This is a genomic window from Planctomicrobium stercoris (genome assembly GCF_051465655.1).
Classification (GTDB): domain Bacteria; phylum Planctomycetota; class Planctomycetia; order Planctomycetales; family Planctomycetaceae; genus Planctomicrobium.
In genome coordinates, this window is record NZ_CP195791.1 from 5,343,720 (window position 1) to 5,367,797 (window position 24,078).

At 60.0% G+C, this 24,078-nt stretch carries 16 protein-coding genes; 4 read left to right on the forward strand and 12 right to left on the reverse strand.

The genetic code is table 11. The features are described from left to right. Positions 1 to 139: 139 nt before the first annotated feature. The 4 genes from SH661x_RS21680 (at position 140) to SH661x_RS21695 (ending at position 4,075) form a co-directional block, all read left to right on the forward strand. Positions 140 to 610 (forward strand): winged helix-turn-helix domain-containing protein, encoded by a 471-nt coding sequence (locus SH661x_RS21680; RefSeq protein ID WP_437225965.1) that lies wholly within the window; start codon positions 140 to 142, stop codon positions 608 to 610. A 134-nt stretch (positions 611 to 744) separates the two neighbouring features. Continuing rightward, positions 745 to 2,289, forward strand: a complete 1,545-nt coding sequence (locus SH661x_RS21685; RefSeq protein WP_437225967.1) for a recombinase family protein — start codon at positions 745 to 747, stop codon at positions 2,287 to 2,289. Next, a complete protein-coding gene (locus SH661x_RS21690; protein ID WP_437225969.1) occupies positions 2,286 to 3,182 on the forward strand; it encodes a plasmid partitioning protein RepB C-terminal domain-containing protein in 897 nt (298 codons plus the stop codon). The genes SH661x_RS21685 and SH661x_RS21690 overlap by 4 nt, the downstream gene beginning before the upstream one ends. Further along, positions 3,179 to 4,075 (forward strand): plasmid partitioning protein RepB C-terminal domain-containing protein, encoded by an 897-nt coding sequence (locus SH661x_RS21695; RefSeq protein WP_437225971.1) that lies wholly within the window; start codon positions 3,179 to 3,181, stop codon positions 4,073 to 4,075. Before SH661x_RS21690 ends, SH661x_RS21695 begins: the two co-directional genes overlap by 4 nt. 70 nt (positions 4,076 to 4,145) lie before the next feature. Here SH661x_RS21695 and SH661x_RS21700 read toward each other — a convergent pair whose 3' ends face one another. From SH661x_RS21700 to SH661x_RS21755, 12 genes are all read right to left on the reverse strand, one after another. Further along, positions 4,146 to 5,324 (reverse strand): hypothetical protein, encoded by a 1,179-nt coding sequence (locus SH661x_RS21700; RefSeq protein WP_437225973.1) that lies wholly within the window; start codon positions 5,322 to 5,324, stop codon positions 4,146 to 4,148. Between the two features lie 2 nt (positions 5,325 to 5,326). Further along, complete coding sequence (locus SH661x_RS21705; protein ID WP_437225975.1) at positions 5,327 to 6,271, reverse strand: hypothetical protein; 945 nt, start codon at positions 6,269 to 6,271, stop codon at positions 5,327 to 5,329. Next, positions 6,261 to 8,558 (reverse strand): toll/interleukin-1 receptor domain-containing protein, encoded by a 2,298-nt coding sequence (locus SH661x_RS21710; RefSeq protein ID WP_437225977.1) that lies wholly within the window; start codon positions 8,556 to 8,558, stop codon positions 6,261 to 6,263. The genes SH661x_RS21705 and SH661x_RS21710 overlap by 11 nt, the downstream gene beginning before the upstream one ends. 83 nt (positions 8,559 to 8,641) lie before the next feature. Then, entirely contained in the window at positions 8,642 to 10,690 is a 2,049-nt protein-coding gene (gene brxL / locus SH661x_RS21715; RefSeq protein ID WP_437231235.1) for a BREX system Lon protease-like protein BrxL, read from the reverse strand. A gap of 2 nt (positions 10,691 to 10,692) precedes the next feature. After that, positions 10,693 to 13,071: a BREX-1 system phosphatase PglZ type B gene (gene pglZ, locus SH661x_RS21720; RefSeq protein WP_437225979.1), complete on the reverse strand. Its 2,379-nt coding sequence runs from the start codon at positions 13,069 to 13,071 to the stop codon at positions 10,693 to 10,695. Then, positions 13,023 to 13,586, reverse strand: coding sequence for a hypothetical protein (locus tag SH661x_RS21725; RefSeq protein ID WP_437225981.1), 564 nt, complete (start codon positions 13,584 to 13,586; stop codon positions 13,023 to 13,025). Before SH661x_RS21725 ends, pglZ begins: the two co-directional genes overlap by 49 nt. Continuing rightward, positions 13,583 to 14,692, reverse strand: a complete 1,110-nt coding sequence (locus tag SH661x_RS21730; protein ID WP_437225983.1) for an AAA family ATPase — start codon at positions 14,690 to 14,692, stop codon at positions 13,583 to 13,585. The genes SH661x_RS21725 and SH661x_RS21730 overlap by 4 nt, the downstream gene beginning before the upstream one ends. Further along, positions 14,689 to 18,204 (reverse strand): Eco57I restriction-modification methylase domain-containing protein, encoded by a 3,516-nt coding sequence (locus SH661x_RS21735; RefSeq protein ID WP_437225985.1) that lies wholly within the window; start codon positions 18,202 to 18,204, stop codon positions 14,689 to 14,691. The genes SH661x_RS21730 and SH661x_RS21735 overlap by 4 nt, the downstream gene beginning before the upstream one ends. 1 nt (position 18,205) lies before the next feature. Next, a complete protein-coding gene (locus SH661x_RS21740) occupies positions 18,206 to 18,871 on the reverse strand; it encodes a DUF4276 family protein (RefSeq protein WP_437225987.1) in 666 nt (221 codons plus the stop codon). Further along, complete coding sequence (locus SH661x_RS21745) at positions 18,868 to 20,049, reverse strand: AAA family ATPase (RefSeq protein WP_437225989.1); 1,182 nt, start codon at positions 20,047 to 20,049, stop codon at positions 18,868 to 18,870. Before SH661x_RS21745 ends, SH661x_RS21740 begins: the two co-directional genes overlap by 4 nt. Before the next feature lie 11 nt (positions 20,050 to 20,060). Further along, on the reverse strand, positions 20,061 to 23,516 hold the full coding sequence (brxC, locus tag SH661x_RS21750; protein WP_437225991.1) for a BREX system P-loop protein BrxC: 3,456 nt from the start codon (positions 23,514 to 23,516) through the stop codon (positions 20,061 to 20,063). After that, complete coding sequence (locus tag SH661x_RS21755) at positions 23,513 to 24,076, reverse strand: BREX protein BrxB domain-containing protein (protein ID WP_437225993.1); 564 nt, start codon at positions 24,074 to 24,076, stop codon at positions 23,513 to 23,515. The genes brxC and SH661x_RS21755 overlap by 4 nt, the downstream gene beginning before the upstream one ends. Between the last annotated feature and the right edge of the window lie 2 nt (positions 24,077 to 24,078).

The following is a 24,078-nucleotide window of genomic DNA, read 5'->3' on the forward strand; positions in this document are numbered from 1 at the left end:
ACCGATGCGATTTCATGGCGGAGGGGTTCCGGCAGCGATTGTCGGATCGCATCGGAATCGGGCATCCGTCAAAGGTCCGAGGTGCAATGCAGACTTGGAATGTGCGATTTGTCCCAAGTCCTCAACGCGAGCCACCAAGATGAACCCCGAAAAACAAGAACGTATTCGTCAAAAACTCAAGAGTCTGGCTGAAGCTCAGGCGGCCACGATCGAGCTCCTGCAGGACGCGCTGATCCTCATGAGTGAGGAACTCTCCCTCGACCCCATCACTTTTTGGAAATCCCGGGGCACGTTCACGTTCCCCGGGCCCGCAGTGAAATCCGATCTGTTTGACATGGAGATGCTCACGGTCACCTACCAGGAAAAATCGTGCTTCCTGGGGAACACGCTGCCGTTTCGGTTCTTCGTCCGCTTGGCCCGCCGTCCGAATATTTATGTCACCCATGAAGATCTGCTGACGGACGTGTGGGACGGGGTACGGACCGATGAGGCGATTCGGAGCGTTGTCAAAACACTCCGCAGCAAGCTCCGGGAGGCCGACATGGCTTCCCTGGCGGACGCCATCGATGGGGCGGTTCCGGGGCACTACGCATTGAAGCTGGAAAAATAGACGTGGGAAATCACACGCAGATCACACAGCCACCTCCCGCGCCGTCACACAGGCGTGACGCAAACTGAATGCCATGAACGGACGAAAATGGCGCGTTCGCACGAATCCCTCACCCCCCAGCACCGAAACCTGAAATGTTCACCACTGCTCCCCCACCAGCACCAATTCGCGCAGCACAGTACGTGCGAATGTCCACCGAACACCAGCAGTATTCGACGGCCAATCAGGAGGATGCAATTCGCGAATACGCTGACCGCCGTGGCTATGAGATCGTGCGGACCTACGCTGACGCCGGAAAAAGCGGCCTCAACGTTGCCGGCCGGGAACAGCTGAAGCAGCTGTTTGACGATGTTCAAAGCGGGCAGGCCGATTTTCAGGCCATCCTGGTTTACGACATCAGTCGCTGGGGGCGGTTTCAGGATGCTGATGAGAGTGCTTACTACGAGTACCTCTGTAAGCGGGCGGGGATCGAAGTTCATTACTGCGCTGAGCAGTTCGAGAACGATGGTGGCCCCACATCGACAATCATCAAGAGCGTTAAACGGGCGATGGCCGGGGAATACAGTCGGGAACTGTCGTCCAAAGTTTTCCAGGGGCAGTGCCGGTTGATTGAACTGGGATATCGTCAGGGGGGCATGGCGGGATTTGGGCTGCGGCGGATGCTGATCGGCCAGACGGGTGATCAGAAAGGGGTGCTCGCCATTGGCGAACACAAGAGTCTGCAGACGGATCGCGTGGTTCTGGTGCCCGGACCGGAGGATGAGGTCCGCATCGTGCAGTGGATCTATAACGAGTTCATCAGCGGGAAACGCGAATCCGAAATCGCCGCCATGCTCAATGCCCAGGGAGTACGGACCGACCTGGGGCGGACCTGGAATCGGGGGACCGTACATCAGGTGCTGACGAACGAGAAGTATATCGGTAATAATGTTTACAACCGCACTTCGTTCAAGCTGAAGAAAAAGCACGTCAATAACACACCCGAAATGTGGGTCCGATCGAATGAGGCGTTTCCGCCTGTCGTCTCTCCTGAGGTGTTTTACACGGCGCGGGGCATCATTCAGGAGCGCTCCCGGCGGCTCTCGGACGAAGAAATGCTGGCCCGGCTCAAGAGTCTTATCCAGCGTCACGCGCAGTTGTCGAGTCACCTGATCGACGCTGCCGACGATGCTCCCTCCAGCGCGGCCTACCGATTCCGGTTCGGAAGTTTGTTGAAGGCGTACCGGCTCGCGGGGTATGAGCCGGAGCGGGACTTCCGGTACGTCGAAATCAATCGGGATCTCAGGATGCTTTATCCCCGTTTGGTAGCCGATGTGATGCGTCGATTGGATGCCGTCGGAGCGAAGGTGACACAAGACACAACCAGTGACCTGCTCTTGATCAATGGCGAGTTCAGTGCCTCCATGGTCCTGTCCCGGTGCCGGGAAACGCCTGCCGGTTCACTGCGTTGGCTGATCCAGATCAACCGTAGATTGGCACCGGATATCACGATTCTGGTCCGGATGGACGCGGCCAATGCACAGCCCGCGGACTATTACTTGCTGCCGATCATGGATATTGACTCGCCACGGCTGCTGCTCTGCGAAACGAATGGTGCGCATCTGGACACGTATCAGTTCGACAATCTGGATTACCTGGCCGGAATGGCCCGACGAACCAAGCTGGAGGATTTCGAATGAGCGCCAAATTCGACCCCCAGGTGCGGATGATCCCGATCTCGCAGATCAACATCCTGAATCCGCGTGAACGCGGGAAGAAGAAGTTTGCCCAGATCGTTTCCAACATTTCCCACATCGGCCTGAAGAAGCCGATTACGGTCTGCCAGATCAGCGGCAGAAATGGTGATGCCCGATACGATCTCGTCTGCGGACAGGGACGACTGGAGGCCTACATCGCATTGGGGCAAACGGAAATTCCGGCGATCGTCGTCGAAGGGACAAAGGAAGACCTGCTGCTCATGAGCCTGGCTGAGAATGTGGCACGGAGACAGCACTCCTCGGTCGAACTGGTCCGAGAAATCAGCGCGCTCAAAGAGCGGGGTTACTCCCATACGGAGATCGCTCGGAAAACCGATCTGGCCACATCCTACGTCAAAGGGATCCTGCAACTGCTGTCGAAGGGGGAAGAGCGTTTGCTGCAGGCGGTGGAGAAAGGTCAATTGCCCCTGTATATCGCGATCACGATTGCGACATCGGATGACAAATCCGTCCAGCGCGCTCTGCAGGAGGCCTACGAGCGGAACGATCTGCGCGGGAAGTCACTGCTGCGGGCCAGGAGACTCATCGAGAACCGGAGAACGCGCGGGAAGAAGCCGCGTGGTGCCCCCCGCAAGTCTCCGGACGCGGCGGTATCGACAGAAGATCTGCTCAAGACGTTTCAGAACGAAACTCTGAAGCAAAAGATGATTATTCAAAAGGCGAAGATCTGGGAAACGCGACTGCTGTTTGCGGTCTCGGCACTGAAGCAGCTGTTCCAGGACGAACATTTCGTCACGCTGCTGCGTGCCGAGCACCTCGATACCCTTCCGCAGTACCTCGCCGAACAGTTGGGAGGTTCGGAAGCAAAATCATGAGCAACAAACTGCGACTGGCGTGTGACACGGAGATTTTGGTTCTTCCACTGCCAAAGATCCTCCCGTTGCACAAACTCGACGACTCCGTCCGCAAGACGTCGAAGTACAAGTGCATTGAGGCATCGATCCGGGAACTCGGATTGATCGAGCCGCTCGTGGTGTTCCCACAGGCAAGTTCGGGCGGCTGCTATATGCTGCTGGATGGACATGTCCGCCACATGATTCTCAGGGATCTGGGCGAAGTTTCCGCCAAGTGCCTGGTCGCCACCGATGATGAGGGGTTCACATACAACCATAAGATCAACCGGCTCTCGGCCATCCAGGAGCACTTCATGATCATACGGGCCATCAAAAACGGTGTGTCGGAGGACCGCATTGCGCGGTCACTCAACGTGGATGTGAACACGATCCGCCAGAAGCGGGACATGCTCGATGGAATCTGCACGGAGGTCGTACAGATCCTCAAGGACCGCACGGTGGCGGGCAAAACGTTCCGGCAACTGCGACGGCTCAAGCCGATTCGTCAGATCGAGGTGGCGGAGCTGATCTGCGCGGCGGACAATTACTCCGAGGGATACGTGAAGTGCCTCGTGGGCGCGACACCCCCGAATCAGCTGGTCGATGAGGAGCGTCCAAAGGAGGTTCGCGGACTGTCGCCCGAAGACGTGTCCCGCATGGAACACGAAATGGCGACCTTGGGGCGCGAATTCAAGTTGATTGAAGAGTCCCACGGGAAAAACGTGCTGAACCTCGTAATCGTCAACGGTTACCTCAAGAAGCTCCTCGACAACGCCCGCATCGTGCGGTTTCTGTCGCAGAACCACCCGGAGATCCTGACGGAGTTCCAGAAACTGGTGGAGGCTCGCAATCTTCAGGATGCAATGGGCAACTGATCCCGTTCCACGGAAACGATGCACACTCAAGTATCCCCGAGCTTACAAGACGCTCGCTCCTGACAGGATTTCATTGGGCCCGCTGATAACAACACACGACCTCTTCTTTGATCAAACCCTTATGTCCACTGCGCTTTGGAGCGAGCAATCGGTCCCGGATGTGATCGCGAAACGTGTCGACGGGAGCGAATCCTCGTGCGGCGAGCATCCTTTGCAAGACCTCCCAGGTACGAATCCGCAGGCCGGAAACGAGATTGTCGCCACATACCAGTACGAACTTTCCATTTGGTGCGAGGCACCTCGCAACCGCGTCAAATGCCGTATCCATATCATAGAGGTAGCGGTGAACAACTGCCGCAAGTCGTGGTGATCGTAGTTCCATACTTCGAAGCCCGCGAATCATCGTTCGGAACACTGCACGCCTCTCTTCGCCAATACCCCCAAGCAGCGTTCCTCGATCCGTGCCAATGAACTTGTCCTTCACGCTGTCCACCCGAAATGGCAGCAGACCCTCCAAGACGTGCAGTTCGAGTTTGAAGTTGCGAAAGTAGTCCTGCGCGTTGATGTAGGGTGGAGATGTGACAACGTGGGAATAGAAGCCGAGCTTCTTTCCAAGCGTTTCGTCACGAACGAAATCTGCCATCAACACGGTCGATCCGTTGATAACCTTGCGACCGCCGTAAAGGCCCGACAGTTCGGCCAAGGTGCTGCGAACGGTTACATATGGGTCGTAATGCCGGCCACGTCGCTCCTCGCGAGCGGTCGCAGAAATGAATGGCTTGGGGCTTCGTTGATCAGCCCTTGAACAGAGCCGCACCGACAAGGCTAGACTAAGAAGAACGACCGCCTTTTCGTCGATAGGGGCATCGTGCGCAGCCAGAAGGCCGGCCCGCAGGCGCTCGAATTTGTCGAGCGTCTTTGGAGTGAACCAAAAGCTCTTACCTGTCCAATCGATTTTCGCCGGCTTTCGCGTCGCAATTGCTCGCCGAATCGCTGTTTCCGCAATATCCCGAGCCACGTCGCAGTCGAAGCCTCGCAGTTTGGTGCGAGACAGGAGTACTCCTATAGGATTGATATCTACTCCCGTTACTGCGATTCCGGCACACGATGCAGCCCTGAGGACCGCGCCAGAGCCACAGAACGGATCGAGCAGTCGCGTGGCGTCCTTTGCATAGCGCACGATAAGGTCGTCCGCCAAACGGCCGACCATCTTCGCCGGGTATCGATCGAGGCGGGTGGGTAATCGCATCGCTATTGACGTGCCTTCAGAATCCAGGATTTCCCAATTCCATGTGAAAAAAAGGATTGGTTGTGGCGCAGTGGACTGGCATAGATCACGGCGGGCGGGTCATGCGCTTCACGAAGATATGCGAATAATCCGAGCGTTTGAGGCTTTGTGCCCAACGGGCTAATGACCACAGCATTCGGGCCACGCCGCACATTGTCGACAAAAAGTTGCTGCAATAGGTTGGTGGTATCCTCAGGGTCAAGGGCGTCTGATTGCTGACAAGGCTCGTCGCCCGTCAGGCTGAGCAGATCGCGATTGAAGATCTGGGTACGCCCCTCCCATTCCGGCCGGAACGGTGGCGAGGGAATGACGATCGTCGTGTGCATCGGCTGCACTTGCTCGTAAACGGCTAAGGCACGGTCCCCTTCATATCCGAGAAAAAGGACGAGGTGAACAGGGCGGCTGCAATCGGCAACACCGGGAGACCCTGGTATCTGCTGGAGCGATTCAAGTCCAAACGTCAGAGGGATGAATTCTGAAACGACGTAGTCCTCGGGTTCGCTGTAGACAATGGTCAAACGCCCCCATGCGGACATGTCATCACACCAGCGCAACAGCATGAGTAGGTGCCGCTTGGTGAATACCGATATGTCGATGACGATGGGTGCTTGCTGATCCAAGACGAACCGCGTCAAACTGGTGATTTGCTGCCGGAGACAGTTGGCGGGATCCTTTTCACTGCACTCGATCACTTCGAATGCCAGATGGCGCGAGACAAGCTCTTCTCGGCAGTGCGTTAGGTGATCATCGCGGCGAGCGTTGCTTCCCGCATAAGTGCCAAGAAGCGTGTACTGCGGCCGCCACCCTCCCATCCGATCGATAACACCCCGACAACGATCCTCCTCAGTCACGCATGTGACAAAGACCGCCCCTGCTGGCAGCCGTTCGTGAGAAAGTTCAAGCTTCATCGGTCGTCCCTCCTTGCCCAAACAAAGAGGGCCCCGTCTTTGCTGGTGATGCACCGGCCCACAATCGCTTCAAGTGCGCGAGCGTCTCCGATCGGGTGTTCGGATCAATCAGGCGTCGCATGTCAGCACAAGTAATCGGAGTCCTCCAGCGCAATCGCGGACTGATCTGAAGCGCGGGGCCAAATAGCCGGCAGATGTTGATCTCGATTGGCTGCGGATCGGAGTCGTGCTTCGGCCGAAATGCCGGGAACCCGTCCTTGGACTGAAAAATGCCCTCGCGCACCGCGACGGTCAGAATGCGCCTGACGTCTGACATATCCGGCTGGCTCAGACGTTCTGGGTCAGTGAGCGTGAGACGAGCGGCTTCCGGCTCGCTGCCGTGTTTGAGGAGCTTGTGCCTCAGGGCGTCGCCAACATCCAACAACAGGTATTTAATCACCTCGCCGTCCGCTTCGACGTTGCGACTCAATGTGGCGATGTTATGCCGGGAGACGATGTGGACAGCTCGTGATTGGAGGTCCGGCGCGATCTCAAGTCGCATTCCAGTCGGTGCTCCGGATGGAAAACCAAGATGGAATGCGACTCCGAGAAACTCCTGGAAGTACCTAATGACTCCCGAACTCAGGAACACCAGATCGTCCGTGCCAGAGAATCGCTTGTCGCGCCTCCTGCCTCTTCTCCCGTACAAGCAGCGGTAAATGGCCGCTTCGCCGTAGTAAGTTAGCTTCTCCCGCTGCCGGCGCGGTTCCCATGACTCGAACTCCTCTGGTGTAATCTTGCAAAGGCGCAGTACCTCAACGCGCCGATCTTCCTCGGCCACCTCGGATTCCAGATTCCGAGGGAGCAACGTCTCAAGCGGCGTCTCGATAAACCCGTTGCTCGCGAGGGTGTTCCGGACGAACGTCTCTAGCAGCTGCTGGTAGGCCGCCAGCTGATGGCTGTCCTCGACGTCGTAGACCAGTGGAATTCGAGTGTAGTCGTGAATCTCCTGCAGCTCCTGGCCCATTACCGTGGCCGATGTGTCGGCCGTTCCCAGTTTCTTCGCAATTTTTACCGTGAGATCCGGCGCAGCCAGTTTCACGAGTCCATTGACGATCCGCTGCTGAAACGGGAAGAGGTTCTCATACTCGTCAAGCAGCACGGCAAACAGGGTGGTCGCCAGCGGAGTGACTTCCTGTCGGATAACCCGCAATGCGTTTCGGAGAAGCGTGATGTCGAACGTCGTGAAGGGGACGAGAGGAGATTCTCCGTAGATGAACCTCCTCCTGATGAAGTCGGCGATCTTTCGATGGGCGTCACCGAGCTCATCGCGCACGATATTCAATCGCGCAAACCGTGACCCATCTTCCGAAAACAGCAATCGTCCCAATGCATTGGCCAGTCGCGATTCAGTCGCGGCGTTACAGGAGAGCAACTGGTGCTCAATGCAGTACTCCAACTCCGAAACGAGGCTTTCGAGGACCGCAATGAAGATCTCCTGGGCAGAAATGTCGACGACAGGGAAGTCGGCGGCCTGCGCGCCAAAGTATGGGTCAGTACTCGCGGAGAGCGGAAGTCCGGCGTTACACAGTGCGCCGCGGGTGAGCTTCAAGTACGAACCGAAAATGGTAATCGTCTTTGGGGCCGCCGCCCTCGACAGGTAATTCCTGCCCCGAAGGGACAAGAGCAGCATTGATTTGCCCGTTCCGCGCGACCCCTCAAGAAGACACGGCTTCATGTCTTCGAGCGCCCCAACTTTGCTGGCATCGGGCGGCGCGAAGGTTCTCGCTAAAAGGTCCGGGCTATCCTCGAAGAACTCTGCACGGACGCGCCGGAAGGGATTGGACGCTGAACTCCCGAATGCTGATGCGACAATCGAAGATGCGGGCTGCGCCGGCAGGACGGCTCGGCACAAGTCCTCGATAAGCTTCTGGTATGGCAGGCCAGACGTCGCCTCCAGCTTTCCGTACACCTTTGGTCCCAACAACGGAGGGACGGCCGTGTCATCCAGCCTAACAAGGATGCATGTTCCTCCGTCCTGCGCGACTTCATTCCAGAGGGACGCATTGATCTCCAGCATCTGCCAACGCGCTTTCGGCGTATGCTGCGAGTAGAGGATAATCACCGTGTGTGCATCGGCGATTGCTTCATTCATGAAGTCGATTGAGTCATCGCCGAGTTTCAATTCGCGAGTATCGACCTTGGTCTCATGGCCGGCATCGCGTAAGTCGGCTGCGAGCTGATCGGCGAGCGCGCGGTCCGGCCCAGCATGAGAGACGAAGATATGCTTCAGTGGCGTGTCACCCATTTGCGAACTCTCTGGACAAACCGACTCACCACGGGAATGGAATGTTTGCGACTCGATGAAGCTTCAATTGTCGAAATGCTCTTTCACTCTTCCAACGCCTTGAACACCGCGTCGGCGGCGTCCTTGTAAAACTCGATGTTGATCTTCGTCCAAAGATCGTCGGGCAGGTCGTTGAGCTGCCGGCGGACGGAAACCGGCATCAGGAGCGTCTGGGCTTGCTTGTCGATCGAGAGTTCGGCGATCTGCACCGCATTCGGAACCAATTCAACCGATCCACCGAGGTTGAGCGCCCCGACGATGATCGTTCCGCCGCGAGTGTTGCGGCCCAAGAGGGCACCACAGAGAGCGACCAGGACCGGCAGGCCGATGCCGCCACCGGTCTTGTCCGCGTCCATCGCCCGCAGTTGGATCGAGAACTCTTCCTCGCGTGGATTGCGGTCGCCCACCAGTTCTTTCGACCGAAGGTACAGGTTCTGCTCCCCGACGCGAACGCTCTCGCGGAACGGCCCCGGCGTCGGCTGGTTCAGAATTTTGACACCGCTGCCCGGCCCGCAGGTGACTTCGATCCGACAGAGGCCGGGACCGGCCTCCGTCGCGCCGGGGCTGACCGCCCATACCTGGCCGGGAGGCAATGGATCGCCATCGATGGCTTCATCGCTGTGGAGCTCGGGTGTTGAGACGAACTGCTCAACCCCGTCCAGCCCGAGGGTGTAACTGAAGTGCGTGTTGCGGAATTCGCTCTTGAAGACCCGCTTCTGCTGTTCCTTCACCCGGCGGCGTGCTTCCAGCGCCAGGCGGACAATCCATTCGAGGTCTTCGTCGGAGATCTCCTGTTCTTCGTTGGGGAACAGCAACTTCGTCAAGCCGCTGACCGTCTTATTGACCGCTTCGATGTCGCGGCCACTGAGCGCCCCGCCCAGGTAGACCCGGCTCTGCAAGACGGAAACGCGGTTGGACGAACGCAAGCGGCTCCAGCATTCGCTTAAGAAATCGCTCACCAAGCCGAAGTGATCGGTTAAATGCTCGTTCGGGTTCAGTTTGGGGAAGTCCCAACCTGGCGCATAGGCGTGGATGCGGTCCATGAACGCCGTGTCGTTTCGCATCTCAGGTGGCAGTGGACTGAGCAGGTGACCGATCCGTTGCTGCTGCTCGACGTCGACGTCGAAATTGCCCACCATCACGATCCCGCCTTCAGCCCGAATGTTCTCCTTCCCGCGACTGAACTGGCCGGACGCCATGTAGCCCTTCATGATGTTGACGCCGTCTTTCTGGTCGAAGGAGATGCCGGATACCTCGTCGAAGCAGACGACGTCGTACTGACAGACCAACCCGCGCTGGCCCGTCGCGTTGTTCACGAACATTTTGGCGACGGTCGCCTTGCCGCCGGAGATCAGATGGGCATAGGGGGAAATCTGCTGGAAGAGGTGGCTTTTGCCGGTGCCGCGCGGCCCGAGTTCCACGAGGTTAAAGTTCCGCTCCACGAACGGAATCATCCGCAGCAGCATGACCTTCTTGGCCCGTTCATCCAGAGCGGATGGCTCCAGGCCGATTGACCGCATCAGAAAATTGATCCACTCCTGCGTTTCGAACGCCAGCCGACCGCGGGCGAAGTGATCGAGGACATCCGACTTCGACATCTGAATCGGCCGTAGGGAATCGATCCCAAACGGCCGACCACTCGATTGCTGAGCGATGATCCCGTCGTAATCAACGGTGATCTCCGCATAGAACCCGTCCGTCAGCATCCGCTCGTTGTCGCGGACGAATTGGTCGTCGATCCGCACATCGCGCAGTGCCAGACTCGGAAGTTCGGCGATGTAACAGTCGTTTTTTGCGTCCAGCCGTGCCCGAACGATATCAATCAGCCGGACGGACCCTTCTTCCTTGGCCCTCGACTTGAAGAGTTCCTCCTCACCCGTGCGGACGGTCCGGTCCCGCAGTTGCTGCTCGACGATCCGCAGACCTTCGGCGATTTCCTCTTCTTCAATGCTGGCGCAGTAACGCCCCAGCAGGAATTCCACCACGTAGGTGGGCACCGGGTACTGCCGGGCGTACTTGCGGACCAGATCCTTGCGGACGAGATAGCCGTCAAAAACACCTGCGGCTTCGCGATCAAGTGTGTCGAGTTCCATGCTCATGCATCCTCTCCCACGATTGTGGTTTTTTGGTCCAACACTTGACCGTTCGGGTCCAGAACTACAACCGCAGCGGCAACCCCTTCGTTGGCGTCGTCTTTGACGACAATGCTGGCCTCGCCCGAGGCGTCGATCGCCTTCACGGACGCGACGATGCTCGTGGCGGGCTGTTTCCAGTTGAGACGGAGGTCGATCCGCAGGCCCGCCATGTTGGTGTCGACGGCTACGCGGCAGCGCAGTCCGCGCCAACTGACGCCGGTGATCTTCGCGCTGGCTCGTTCGGCTCCGCGCTCCACCAGGAGTTCCGGGATTACGCACTCCTGCACGCTGATACCGCCGTGCGAGTAATCGGTGTTGGCGGCGAACGAGCCAATCCCCGGCGGCGACGCGATACGGATGTGCGTGTTCCAATGCCAGGCGTAGGTGGGCATCTCCGTGGCCGATTCACCCTTCACCAAGGCGCAACGGGACCACTTCGTTTCGGTCAAATACCGGGGCATGTCGACCTTCTTGAGGTGGCCCGGCATTAGCAGCCAGCCGTGGTCGGTGATCACCTTCACCCGCGTCCATCCGCCGTCGAGCAATTGCATCACCCGGTCAGCGATGGATTCCAGCTCCCGTGGAATATGGGTTACCAACTGAACGCCAAGTTTGTGACCCAGGCTGTCGAGTTGACCGATTTCCGCCCAGCCGCCGTGTTCCGCGCTGGCCGGCATGCGACTTTCGTCGGGCGTCAGGACCACGACGCCGTCACTCTCCATCTGGCTGCGCAGCCGGGGCGCATTGACCGACTGCCCGGTCGCGGAAACCACGGGAGCGAAATCGTCGGCCACGTCGTCGCCACGGAGCGCCGCGTGGGCGGGGCTGGCGATTGGCTTGGCCGTGGCGGTCACAGTCGGAGTGGGGGCCACACGGTGGCCCAGGCGAACGCGAACGCCCCGGGCCTCCAAAACCTCCTGGAGTTGCCCGGCGACGTCGAACCGAAGCCCGTCCGCGAACAGGAGGCAGGTCTCCCTCTGGGCCGTCACGCCCGTAACAAGCTGGCGGAGCGACGCCCCGTTCGGGCCGACGAGCGACTGGAAATGCCGGGCCGACTTGTCGAGCCACGGTTCGTACAGGTTCTTCTCCACTTTGGCCAGCAGCGCCAGGTCCGAAGGCGCACTCACCGCCGCCAGGGCATCCAGCGCAGCGCGGTCACAACGCCAGCCCGCCTCCACGTAGGAGCGGATCACATCGGGCAGCGTGGGACCACCGAGGGGGGACTGGGCTGATTTCGCCAGTCGGGCCAACGGCTCCAGCGCCATCGCCCAGGTGCTCTCGCCCAGTTCGACCCAGACCCAGGTGCGGCGAATGGCGTGCTGTTTCTCCAGTTCCAAAAGTCGGGCGCACGCTTCGTGATGCGACAACGTCGCAACGGTCTCCAGTTCCTTTCGCAGCGACTCTTCCTGGTCGGCGTTCGCCTTCGGGTCGCGCTCCAATGGGCGAAACAGTGAGGGTTTCTTCGGGGCACCCGTTTCTCGCAGCAGCGACGAAATCCCACGGTAGATGCGAGGGGCCTCGCAGAACCGTTCCCAGACCGCGTCCCATTTCCCGCCTCCCTCGCGAAGCGATTGTGCTGCTTCGGTCGTACCGCGTTCACAGTCGATGTCGAATTCACGGGCGGCGACCGTGCAGAACGTCTGCCAGCGTCCGCTCTCGCACCGCTGCCGGAAACCTTCCGCATCGCTCATCCACGACAACAGATCCCGGATTGGATCGCCGACGGAGAGGCGATCGAAATCTTCGGCGTCCAACCGGTGACCACGGAGATTGGCGACCGGTTCCGTTGCCAGCACCGGCAGTGCGCGGGCTACGGCCTCGCGCGTGGCGATGTCGAGGGCGACGTCCAGGCCCAGGCCATGCTCCGAGGTCAGAAACGCTTCGAGTGTCCAGTCCTTGCCATTCCGCTGGTGCCAGACCGTGCCCCGAAACTGCAGTTCGACCAGCGGCTGCAGTTGTTCGGGGCAGTCGCTGCCGGCGCGCAGTACTTGGCGGTCGACGCCGGGGAGATAGAAAATCGGCACGGTCCCTTCCGGCGGCGAAACCTCGGGCAGCGTGCGATCGACGATGCACTTCAGCCAGATCACTGGGCCTGTCCGTTCCTCCACGCTGTAGTCACCGAGCACATACAGGTGCGGAATGGCGGAGAGCATCGCGGGGACCAGCGGCCGCCACTGGCCGTCGGGATCGGTCCAGAGAATCACGCACGGCGGCTCGACTCCCTCGGGGGAACGGAGGCACCCAGTGAGTGATTTCTGCAGCTCGTCAATGAAAGTCACGGAGGCTTCCTTCATCGTTTTGCCCTCGAAGAAGGAATCAGCTTCCGGTACTCCGTGCATGCTGCTTCCAGAGATGCAGGAGCAGGTCGCCGCAACACTCCCTGCTGACACATGTCATGGAGTGCTTCAACGTATGGTTGGCAGTCGCGGGCGCGGTCTAATCGCGGATAGTTGCCTTTGGTATCATCAACACTGGAACCACCCAGGTAGGCTAACCATGCTTCAATGTTCCATGTCGGAATGAGAATGGCGACGGCCTCATCGTCTCGACGCGGCTCGATGCCCTCAGCCACGCATGCGTTCGACAACTCCTGAATCCGGTCAGTTACTCCCTTGTTGTCGCCGTCTCGCACAACGATCAGACCTTGTGCGACTCGGTTCCGGTTGGAACGGTACGCTGCCAACTCATTGGGAAACCGGTCCCGTACAAACTGTTCGGCCGAACCTTTCCCTGGTGGGGCCATTTCCACGCGCATGCGGCGAGTCGACCAGCCGGCCTTCTCCAAGAACCGCCGGACAAACGTTTCGTGCTGCCTGTCCTCGCACAGCAAGACCAGTTGGACGCCACGGCTCATTGTTGCCACCCCCTCGCGACGATCTCAGACAGCTTCAGCCCGCCATCTGTCGCGACATCCGCGAGCGGCTTAGCTCTCGTCACGCCGGAACTCTCCCGATCCAGGATCATCCCCCGATCCCCGCCGAGATAGTCGATCAGTTCCGGATGATGCGAACAGATCACAGCCTGGGGCACTTCTCCTCCGCACGCGTCCGCCACCTGAATAATCCAGGGCTGAATCTCGGCGAGGGCCACATAATTATCGGGCTCGTCCAAAAACAGCGTATAGCCCTGACCAGAAGCCAGTCGCACCAGCGAATACAACGCAATCAGCGCCCGCTGGCCGTCGGAGATCTCATCGAGGCGGAGCTCGTATTTCTTCTTGTACTGGTCGAACATGACCATCAGAGCCCGTGTGTCCAGCCCGACCTTTTCCATGCGAATACCGCGAAACCCCGAAATCACTTCCTTGAGGGCTTGGGTGAACTCGGGAACCAGCTCTTGCCGTTCCAAGAGCAAGTGCCGATACCACGCGGCGAAGTTCGCGGCATCTCGATCCAGCACCGAATCTTCCGTGGCCGACTCCGCTTTGAAGCTGGCCGGATACAACCCGCACACGATGACTTTGCGAATAAATTCCAGAAACCGTGTCAGGTGCGTATTGTCGTTCCGGGGCGGCACACGGGCCATTGCCGACTCCGTCCAATCCCCGCCGAACGTCGGGCCTTCTGAATGGTTGTCGCGATAGAGACGCACCTCTCCCTGATGGAACTTGAAGAGAGGATTCCCCGACAGCTCCAGCCGTTCCGACGAAATCCGCGCCTTACGGGTTGCCCGCTCGTGCTCCACTTCCACGCGGTAGCGGTACTCGTGGTTCTCCAGCACCACATCGAGTTCGAAGACTTGCAAGTCGATCGATTGCCACCGCGTCAACGTCGGCGTCGGAAAGATTCCCTTGTCGGTGACCTTGACGCTCCCCGACAGCAATTGACGGAGCGCGAAGATCACATCCAGAACGGACGTCTTTCCCACTCCGTTCGGCCCCAGCAGCAAAGTGAGTTCCTGGAGCGGGAGTTCGAAGTTCACCAGACTTTTGAAATTGTCGATGTAAAGTCGTCGGATCATTTTGACTTCCTTTCTGAGGAAGGTGGTGTCTTGACTGCAACACGCTCACGGGCCGCCTGCTTGACCGCGTTCGAGTAGTGCAGGTCGTTCCAGCGGTTGCCGTCGAATGCGGCACCGCCTTTGAAGTCCTGCGTCGCTTCGTCCCAGGACCAGAACCAGGGGAAGTCGGCCTTCTCCCGCTGCGGCTCCTTGCCGCGGTCTTTGGTCCATTTGATGTTCTTGGGGGTGGCGCGGAGGATGCAGGCGTTCCTCGCCCGTGCGCCGAGGGGGCGAGCGGTCATGAAGGGGCGGATGTTGAGCCGGACGCCGTCGTTGATGTCCGGTTCCCAGCCGATCGGCTGCTGGTGCAGCGGCTTCCAGCGGACGAACAGATCGTAGGGGGGCTCCCCCGTGAGGATGTTCTCCAGTTCTGTCCGCAGATGTTTGGCGGCGGCGAGGCGGGCATCGGCTCCGTCGAGGCCCTCTTTCTGTTCCCGTTCCTGCCGCTCGATCCAGTCGCCGAGGTAGCTGTAGATCAGTTTCTCCAGCGTGCGCCGTCCTTCGCCGTTGGGGGCGGCCAGGCGGTGGTAGTTGACCAAAGCGTGAAAGCCATCCCGGCGGCCGTCCCAGATGTGCCAGATGAACGGACGATTGTGGAATACGTCGCAGTGGTTCTCGAAGAACCCATCACGGAGCCAGTCGTCGAGCGACTTGCCGGCGTAGCCGACATCGCGCAGCAGCGAATCCAGTTTGCCGGCGGACCATTCGGAACCGTAGGCATCGGCGAGCAGTCGAGTCAGCCGGTCGGCTGCCAAGGCTTCCCCCTTGATCGGTGTCAGGCAAACGATGCCATCGGCGTCGGCATGAGGAAGAAGTCCATCGCAGCGTTTCACCAGTTCGCGCGCACGCTGGCTGAGCCGCATATCGCCATCTAGTTCCGCGGGCCAGCGGTAGCCGAGGAGACGCGCGACCGAGACTTGAAGCGGTGAAGTCGACTGCTCTGGCCGGCCGTGGAACAGCCATTGACTCGCGTCGTCACTTTCAGGTTCAGGGATGCCGTTCGGAAATCTCTGAGCGACTATCTGTTGCCAATACTCAAGATCAAATGGCACCTTCGTGAAGGTCGATGTGGATGAGACCGCCAGTGCTTGATTCAGGTCACGAATCGCTTTGCAGTACTCCCCGGACTGAAAATAGCACAGCAGCGCTGGAAGGATTGTCTGATCGTTTGGCACAACAGCGCAACAGTTACAGTCGTAGATCTCGCCCTCATAGAGCGAGAACGGAAGCTCTGACATGATTCCAACCACTACGCCGCGCTTATTCCAATTTGGTTTTCCTCTTAACCAGTTCTGAGCGACGTGATTCAGATGCTTCACACTGTCTGCCAGCGCCGCCATCTCACCGTTCTCGGACTGCCAGAGAACGGCAAGCTCTCGCCCTCCGTAGAGCGTCCGATTTACCGGGGCGCTCTGATAAAGTTCCCAGTCGACACCGATGGATGCCGATGGAATCTCCCACCAGCATGCGGAGAATCGCGACTTGTCGCCTGCGGTGGCTCCTGCAAGCGAGGTGCAGTAGTCGTCCAGTAGAGGTACATCCGCGCTGTCGTTACCGATCATGATCGATGCTCCGGGATTCAGGAGCATTTTCAACTGGTTGCCCTCAGTGATTTTCGCTGAAGTCAGGGACTCGGCCTTCCCGCGAGAATCTTCACTTTGTGAGACGTCGATCCCCACGAGCGTCGACGACTCAAAAGGACGGGATGATGTGAGAACAATCAGAGCGACATTCACGACGTGCCCCGAGATGGTCTCAAATGCTCCAGGACCAAGCCGCGCGACCATGTCCCACTGAAATCGCGTGAGTCCCATTTCGCGAAGAGGCTTAGTGCGATTTGAAAACAGCCAGTTGTGCGGACACACAATCGCAGCCGTCGCCTTGCGTTGAGTTAGCTGGAGGCAACGCATCAAGAATGCGGTTGCCAAATCGCCTTGACCTTCCTCAAAGTTCTGGGTCAGGTAATCTCGAAGTGACTCAATTTGTTTACTACGGCCCAGATAGGGGACGTTGGTGACGACGAGCGTGTGTTCTGCAGCGAGCAGTTCTGTTGCTTTCACCATGCCCGCCGCCGCGACAGCGCGTTCATGCACTTCGTGATCCCCGTGCTCAGCCTTCAGTGCGGCGGCGAGGTAGGGCTCTAGCGTCTCGTAGTCGGCGGTGATCAGGTCTGCCGACAACTGGTTCGGGTCGATCAGCGACCCCAGCGTCGGTGCTTCCGAGAACAGCGCGTGCAGGTTCCGCAGGCCGTTCAGGATCGGCTCGCGGGAAAGAGCCGTCATCTTCAGGCCCGACTTCTCGGCCAGCTTGAGCCATTCCTCTTCCGACGCGGCCGGCGTCAGGCCGGAACACGCGAGGTGCAGTTCGGGCAGTTCGTGGTAGCCCACGAGCTTCCACGCCGCCAACGCCAGGTTGAACGCGGCGATCTGCGTGCAGCGGGGGTCGATCTCCAGACCGTGCAGGTTGTCCCGAAGCACGGCGTCGACCGCGTCCCGCCGCGACAGCCCTTCCTCTTCCATCCGCAGCGCCACCAGGATCGGCAGCCCGAACACCAGAAAGTGCCCGCTCCCCATGCAGGGGTCGAGAACTGTGATCTCCCGCGCCGTTGTCGGCCAGCCGTCGAACGTGCCGGCAGCCGGCCGCCACGGTCCCTCGTCGGCACGCACGAACCGGAGGTACGTCCACTCGACATCGCCCACGGCGCACGCGGACCGCAACTCCGCTTCGCTTTCGGCGGTTGACGCCAACTCCGGCCGCGCCGCGAGCACCTTTCCGGCCCACCACGCCCCAAGCGTGTTGTGGAGCAGGAACAGGACCATGTAGTCCTCGGTGAAGAGCTGCGTCACCGCCGGCAGTTCGTCCGCGCCGATCTTCGTCTCGGACGCATTGACCTCTTCTTTGCGATCGGCCTGCCAGAACTGATAGACCCACCCCAGACTGTCATCCGCCAGAAACGTCTCGCGCGGCAGGGCCTTCAGCAGGTCTTCCAGTTGCGAACGGTTCTCCGGCGGAAGCTGCACTTCCAGGACCGGATCACCTTGCCGGAAGATCTGCGGCAGCATCCGCGTGGCATAGCTGCTGGCGAGTTCGAGCCAGTCCAGCCCCTGTTCGCGGGCCAGTTCCCGGCAGTCCTCCAGCGTGATCGAGAGCTGGTGCTCAGGCTCGATCAGCAATTCGTTCTCGGCCAGGAACCGCGCGAACAGCAGCCGGTGCCAATGTTCGTAAGCGCACTCGGAGATGAGGCGAGTCGTCGCCTGCGCCCCCTTGGCGAGCGGGCCGTCCCCCAACTGCCGGCCGTGGGCACGCAGCCGGCGACGGAGCGCCTGTTCGTCAGCCGTGATCCCCTTGGGCGGCTGCGCGTGGCCAACGCCCAGACGGTCGATGGCCTTCGTCGCCCCGTCCTCGGCCACCTTCCGGGCCTGCTTGACGGTGCGTTCGAGTTCGCGGCGGAGTTCTCGTGAAAGGCTGGGCATTTCAGGCCTTCTGAATCTGGTCGTCGAGCCAACTGGTCAGTGCAGTAAAACGGGAGCAGCGGGCGGCCACCTTCTTTGGATCAATACGGGCCAGCAGCTTGCTGGCGTGCTTAATCTTGGAATGGTTGGCCTCTGAGTATTCGCCCTTGCTGGTGTCCTTAGTCGCCTTAGCCAACTTGCCGTAAACTTCGGACTTGGGCTCTTCTTCGAGGTTCTCGCGAGCAGGGAGACTCTTAGGGCGGAAGCCCTTCCCGTAGTAGCCGGCGAGTGCATCCGGATCAGCAACAATCCAAGCCTCCATGCATTGAACCATGAGATGAATCTGCTGGGGCTTGATGTCGTTGAGGTTCCACCCGTCGCGATTGGAAAGATGCATCTTCCGAACGTGGGCGTTCACATCCGACTTGCCCTTCGTCTCGACCGCCAGGCCCTCTTCCGAGTCGACCAACAGCACGCACAAGGTCTTGGAATCAGCGTGCCCGATAGCCGCGACAAACGCCTGATAGGCGCTGTTCCGGCTGCCTGACGGAACCAGTTTCCATCCCAGACGTTTGTTGCGGGCGGCCTGTTTTTGGAGGCCGAGCAGTTCGTCGAGTCCGTTACGAAGTTCCGCCTTCTGCTGCGCGGTGTCACCGCCGCCTTCGACGTAAATGGCGATCTGATTCATGGGTTACCCCCCAGTTCGCCGATGCGCCAGACTTCTCCGAGACGGTACTTGTCGAGCCAATTCGTCAGCTTGTCAGGATCGACCCGTTCCAGCACCGTTCCACCTCGGTGCTCGCAGACGAGCACCGAGTTCGCCTGGTCTGTGAGACCGGAAATCAGCACGTCCGAGTGCGTTGTCACGACCAGTTGGGTGCGAGTTGCGGCGTCCGTTAACAGGTCGGCCAACAAACCGACTGCGTCGGGGTGTAAGCCCAACTCGGGTTCCTCGATGCACATCAACGGCGGCGGGGATGGCGAAAGCAGGATCGCCAGAATTGCCATGAAGCGGATCGTTCCGTCCGAGAGTCGCGTGGCCGGGACGGGAGCTTTGAGTCCAGACTCATGCAGGTAGAACTGAACTGTGCCACCTTGGATTCGTGTGGAGAACCGCTGATATCTCGGCAGGAAGCGGGTCAGCAGACGATTGAATTCGGCGCTGGCGTCGCTGTGTTCGAGTTCGTTCAACAGCAGACCAAGGTTGCGGGAATCCGGCAGCAGGATGTCTGTCTGAAGGTCGGCCGGCTGCGGTTGCCGGAGGGCCACGTAGCGACCAAAACTCCATTCACGAAACGTTTGAATCTTGGCGAACTGCTGGCCGAGCCAGGTCACCTCGGGATAAACGTCAGACCCCTTGCGTTGGGAGAGCACCGACTCGTCGGGCACAAGTTCTTCCCGCTTCAGCGACCGCCGCGTATACCCGCCGCTGGTGTCCCGGACGTTTAATGCCGGACGGCCGTGCTGGAACCGATAGTAGAACCGCACATCCTTTGCAGATGGATCGGTCTTGTGCGTTTCTTCAATAGCCTCGTCGATCACTTCGGTTCGCTGACCGGAAGCTGCAAACGTCAGCAGGTAGCGCAGGTCAGAAATGGACTTGCTGCCTTCAATGATCGCTTCAATCGTCGCCGGTTCGCTGGCCTTGTCTCCTTTCCAGAGCCATTCGTGAACTCCACCACCATCCCGAATCGCAGCGGCAAATGCGGTTGGCGCGGCGTGGAGAAGTTCGATGGCCTCGATCACGTTGGATTTGCCGGACCCGTTCGGTCCGATGAGTACATTCAGCGGTGTCAAATCGAGCGCCGGTGAATCCGGTGGAAACGACAAGAACCCAGACAATTTGAGTGACTTCAAGAATGGCATGAGATGTCCCTTTACTTCACCAGGATGGGACCGTGTTGGACGGCTTCCAGAAGTTGTGCTTTCGTCCGTTCCAGCCAGGCCTCGACTTCCGGGGCTGACCGCAGCGTCGCCCGTTCGAGGGAGACCGGCTGGACCTTCGGTTCCAGCAGTTTGGCCGCCTGCTCGATCGCCTGCTGCAACCGGCCGGGGACCGCATCAATCTCCGTGCGGGCCACAGACAGCGGATGGGCGTTCAAGTGCGCGACTAGCGCACTGTCGGAAGAAACGTCCGGCTTGCCTGGGGCCACCAGGCCGACGGAGCGCAAAATCGATTCCTGATCGCCGCTCTTCAACTTCTTCCAGAGGTCGCTCCCGGCGAGCGTGGACAGGGCGCTTTCGCAGGCGGTCGACAGGGCCTCGTGGGCCTCCTTGACGGCGGCCCGCAAGCAGTCGCCGAGACCGGTGCGCACGGATGCGACCGGATCGTTCGGCTCGAGCAGCAACCGCTGGTCGCGGATGGCTTCGATCTGATCGAGGTGGCTCTTTGCACCGTCCAGCCCGCGGGCGTGGCTGGCCAGCCGTTCGAGCGTTTCCCAGACGGGGCCACGCTGGGCGACCAGGTTCCGGCGCTCCGTCCAAATCTTGATCTTGGACTCGATGTCGGCAGAGCGGTCCTTGATTGCCCGAAGCTGTTCGTTGCCGACCAGTCGCGTGAGGTCGTCCACATCGGCCACGGACGGCGAAAGTGGCAACGGCGGCTCACCACCAGAAGAACGGGCGTATTCCAGCAGCTTGCTCAGGAAGACGGGAGCGATCGTCGCCTCCTCGCCGCTCTTGCAGTTCAGCCCCAGTTGCTGGAACAGCTTCCGCAACAATAGGCGATCCTGGACGGAGAGCGTCGCCTGCTCGACCCGGAACTCGGCCTTCGGGATTTTGTTCTGATCGAGCTGGCCCAATGCCACCGGAGCCCCGTTGAGCGTGGCCGAGATGTGTTGGGCGCGATGCAGGGCGATCAGCGCCGTATCGATCGCGTCCTGCGGCCATCCGAACGGCTGGCCCTTCAGCGTCTTGCGGACATCCGTGCCGGTCTTGCCCGCACCAATGGTCGTGAGCACCTGCTGGCAGACGGGATGCTTTTCCGTTGCGTCAGTGTGCCCCACCGGCTGAAGCGGTTGATCGACGCCTTCCTTCGCCCGTTTCAGGGCGACTTCCCAGGCTCCCGAATCGGCCTCCTTGAAGCGGGGGAAGAGTCGCACCAGCGCATCGTTGGCGGCGCTCTTCAACTTCTCCTCGACCGTCGCGCTGAGGACTTCGGACCCGCCCCCCTGGAAGACCTTGGTCGCCTTGACGATCTCTTCGATCAGACGATCGCGGTTGCCGACCGCGATGTTGCGCCGGCTCTCCATGCTCTGGCGGGCTTCCTGACCTTCGTTCGTCGTGGGATTGCCACGGGTATCGAGCGTCTGCTGGGCGGCTTCGGCCTCCACGATCAGCCGGCGAAGGTCTTCCGCCGATTGCTTCGGAACGAACACGAACAGCGTCGGGCTGTCTGCACCGGCGGAGCGGGCCGCTTCAACCATGTCCTTTTGAGCATGCGACCACTGGTCCCGAATCCAGACCGGGATGGATGAGCCATCGACCTCGGGCGGAGTCTGGTCTCGATGGACGCTGAACTTCCGCGGTTCCTTGGCTGCCCCCTGCTGAAGACGCCGTTCCACGTCACGGATGCCCTTGCCGATTTCGGCGTACAGCAATTCATCGCGGCGGAACTGAATGGTGGTCTCGTCCGCGTTGACCTTCTGCTGCTTAGTGCGAAACTCGCGGTCCCACTCGCTCCCTTCACGCGTCTGCAGCCGATACTCATCACCCACCGGCATCAGCACGCCGTCGTCGACGAGCTTCTTCAGCGTCGCCTCGACGTCGGAACGAAGTTTGCCGTTGTCGGCGCGGAGATCGGTGACGAGCAGATCCGAGATATGTTGCTTGGTGGCGCGGACGCCGATGTCGCCGGCTCCTTCACGCTGCAGCTTGCCAATCAAAAAGACGACGCCGCAGATTCGGCCAGCAAGCGAGTCTGCCTTGCCGACCTGAATGATGCGTTCATTGATCTCCCGGAGCAGCACCCCCGTGTTGACCATCTCTGGAGCCAACGCGGTGTAGAGTTCGTCCGCCGGAATGACCGCTCCGAGTTCCTTGCCGGACAGAGATGCGACGGCGTCGTGGATGATCCGCAACTGCGAACGCAACTGGCTGTGCGTGCCGGCTGCGTCGATCTGGCGGAAACAGTGCTCCCAAAACCGCCGACGCACCGGCAGGAGCGGATAGTCGTCGACGATGGTGGCCTGGTCTTCAACGCATTCGGAAATCCGAGTCCCTTGCAGCTGTCGCGAGACTTCGCCGGCGTGGTCGTGCAGCAGCTTCTTGACGTCGGCCACATCGGTCGGGTTCTTCTGCAGCAAGACTCGGCGGGTGACGGTTTCGACATCTGTGTCGGACAGCGGCACGCGAATCGTGCAACGATCCATGAGCTTTTGGAGCTGGCGGACTTCGGTCAGCGCGCTCTGTCCAGCTCCGACGACGATGACCTGGCTGTCCATCTGCTTGGACAGGGCCTCGACGACTTCCGTGACCAGCACGGAGCGGTCGTGGGAATCACCGACGTACTGCTGCAGTTCATCCAGCACCAACAGCGTGCAGGGCAACTGACCGTCTTTGCCGACAGTAAGCAACGCGTCCTTCGCCATGCGGAGGAATTCTTCGGTCGTGATGTCGCCTGAGACCGGAGGAAACTGAGCGCGCAGGGCTTTCTTGGCCTCGGCCTCCGACGTCGCAAACGTGGGGTTGCACTTCAGCAATGCGGGGGCGATGACCGGGCTGACGTAAAGCGCATTGAGCTCGCGGTCGAAGTCCTTTCCGGCAGCCGTCACGCTGGCACGGACCTGGTCCAGCCAGCCGTGCTCCCGAAGCCACAAGCAGAAGCGAGCCTGGGGGTAGGCGCTCGGCAATCCGACCGCTCGCAAGATTACGCTCAAGATCGTCAGGCGGACGTTATCGTTCGAGCCGCTCGGCATTGCGCCGGCAGCCGCCAGCAAACCGCCGGAGCGACGGCCGGCGACATCCAGCTCACGCAGGATGGCGGTGATATCATCAGGAATGCGCGGAACCAGGCTCTGAGCCGTGGCACCATCGGGGAACTCCGTGTCCTGCCACAGGTGGCAGAGCATCTTCAGCAGGTGCGATTTCCCGCTCCCGTAAAACCCGCTGACCCAGGCCCCCTTCTGGCTCGTGCGCCCTAAGCAGTCGAGGAACGATCGAACAATCTTTTGCAGACCATCGGCGAACTGGCCTTCGCAGACGAACGTCGACAGTTCGCCGCGTAGTTCCTGCAGTTCCTTCTCGCCGGCGCGATCGGCGATCCGGGCCTGCCCGTTGTTGACGAGTCCATGCTTGGCGGGATCTCGATGAAGAATCTGGCCGATGGTTTTCATGCCAAGGCTCCTGCGCTGTGCAAGGTGATCGGGACGGCGAGGTAGTTCCATCCGGCCCGACCATCGAGCAGGCGGTATCCGTTGTTCTCAAGTTGGCCTGGGAAGAACACGACCAATCGCCCGCGAATGTCCGGTTCGACGAGTTTCAGAATCTCGGACAGCCGTGACAGCCCGAACACCGCGCCTGCGCCGAACAGGGCGACCACTGATTGACTTGTGACTTCGGTTGCGGCGAGCACCGTTCGGATATTGGCGGCGACGAATTCGGGATATTCCGCTTCCAGCTTCAGCTTGAGGTCTTCTGGGTTATGGAAATACTCATCGCGATACTCTTCCAACGCCATCCATTTACCGAAGAGGTTGGAAATGTCGACTTCGTGCCAGTCATGACCGGCCTGGCGCGTAGCGGTTTCAAAAGCCACCTTCCGAGCTCGCAGAGTCCGCTCCAGTTCCTTGTCATAGACCACCATGACGACGCGCTGGGCACCGGCAATGGTCCGCTGCCAGGGCGTCGCAATGTGCTGGCCGTAACGCTCCGCCAAATCTTCGATGCGAGACATCC

Coding starts and splice junctions, on each gene's coding strand:
- SH661x_RS21680 (WP_437225965.1), top strand. CDS start 140: ATGAACCCCGAAAAACAAGAACGTATTCGTCAAAAACTCAAGAGTCTG.
- SH661x_RS21685 (WP_437225967.1), top strand. CDS start 745: ATGTTCACCACTGCTCCCCCACCAGCACCAATTCGCGCAGCACAGTAC.
- SH661x_RS21690 (WP_437225969.1), top strand. CDS start 2,286: ATGAGCGCCAAATTCGACCCCCAGGTGCGGATGATCCCGATCTCGCAG.
- SH661x_RS21695 (WP_437225971.1), top strand. CDS start 3,179: ATGAGCAACAAACTGCGACTGGCGTGTGACACGGAGATTTTGGTTCTT.
- SH661x_RS21700 (WP_437225973.1), bottom strand. CDS start 5,324: ATGCGATTACCCACCCGCCTCGATCGATACCCGGCGAAGATGGTCGGC.
- SH661x_RS21705 (WP_437225975.1), bottom strand. CDS start 6,271: ATGAAGCTTGAACTTTCTCACGAACGGCTGCCAGCAGGGGCGGTCTTT.
- SH661x_RS21710 (WP_437225977.1), bottom strand. CDS start 8,558: ATGGGTGACACGCCACTGAAGCATATCTTCGTCTCTCATGCTGGGCCG.
- brxL (WP_437231235.1), bottom strand. CDS start 10,690: ATGGAACTCGACACACTTGATCGCGAAGCCGCAGGTGTTTTTGACGGC.
- pglZ (WP_437225979.1), bottom strand. CDS start 13,071: ATGCACGGAGTACCGGAAGCTGATTCCTTCTTCGAGGGCAAAACGATG.
- SH661x_RS21725 (WP_437225981.1), bottom strand. CDS start 13,586: ATGAGCCGTGGCGTCCAACTGGTCTTGCTGTGCGAGGACAGGCAGCAC.
- SH661x_RS21730 (WP_437225983.1), bottom strand. CDS start 14,692: ATGATCCGACGACTTTACATCGACAATTTCAAAAGTCTGGTGAACTTC.
- SH661x_RS21735 (WP_437225985.1), bottom strand. CDS start 18,204: ATGCCCAGCCTTTCACGAGAACTCCGCCGCGAACTCGAACGCACCGTC.
- SH661x_RS21740 (WP_437225987.1), bottom strand. CDS start 18,871: ATGAATCAGATCGCCATTTACGTCGAAGGCGGCGGTGACACCGCGCAG.
- SH661x_RS21745 (WP_437225989.1), bottom strand. CDS start 20,049: ATGCCATTCTTGAAGTCACTCAAATTGTCTGGGTTCTTGTCGTTTCCA.
- brxC (WP_437225991.1), bottom strand. CDS start 23,516: ATGAAAACCATCGGCCAGATTCTTCATCGAGATCCCGCCAAGCATGGA.
- SH661x_RS21755 (WP_437225993.1), bottom strand. CDS start 24,076: ATGTCTCGCATCGAAGATTTGGCGGAGCGTTACGGCCAGCACATTGCG.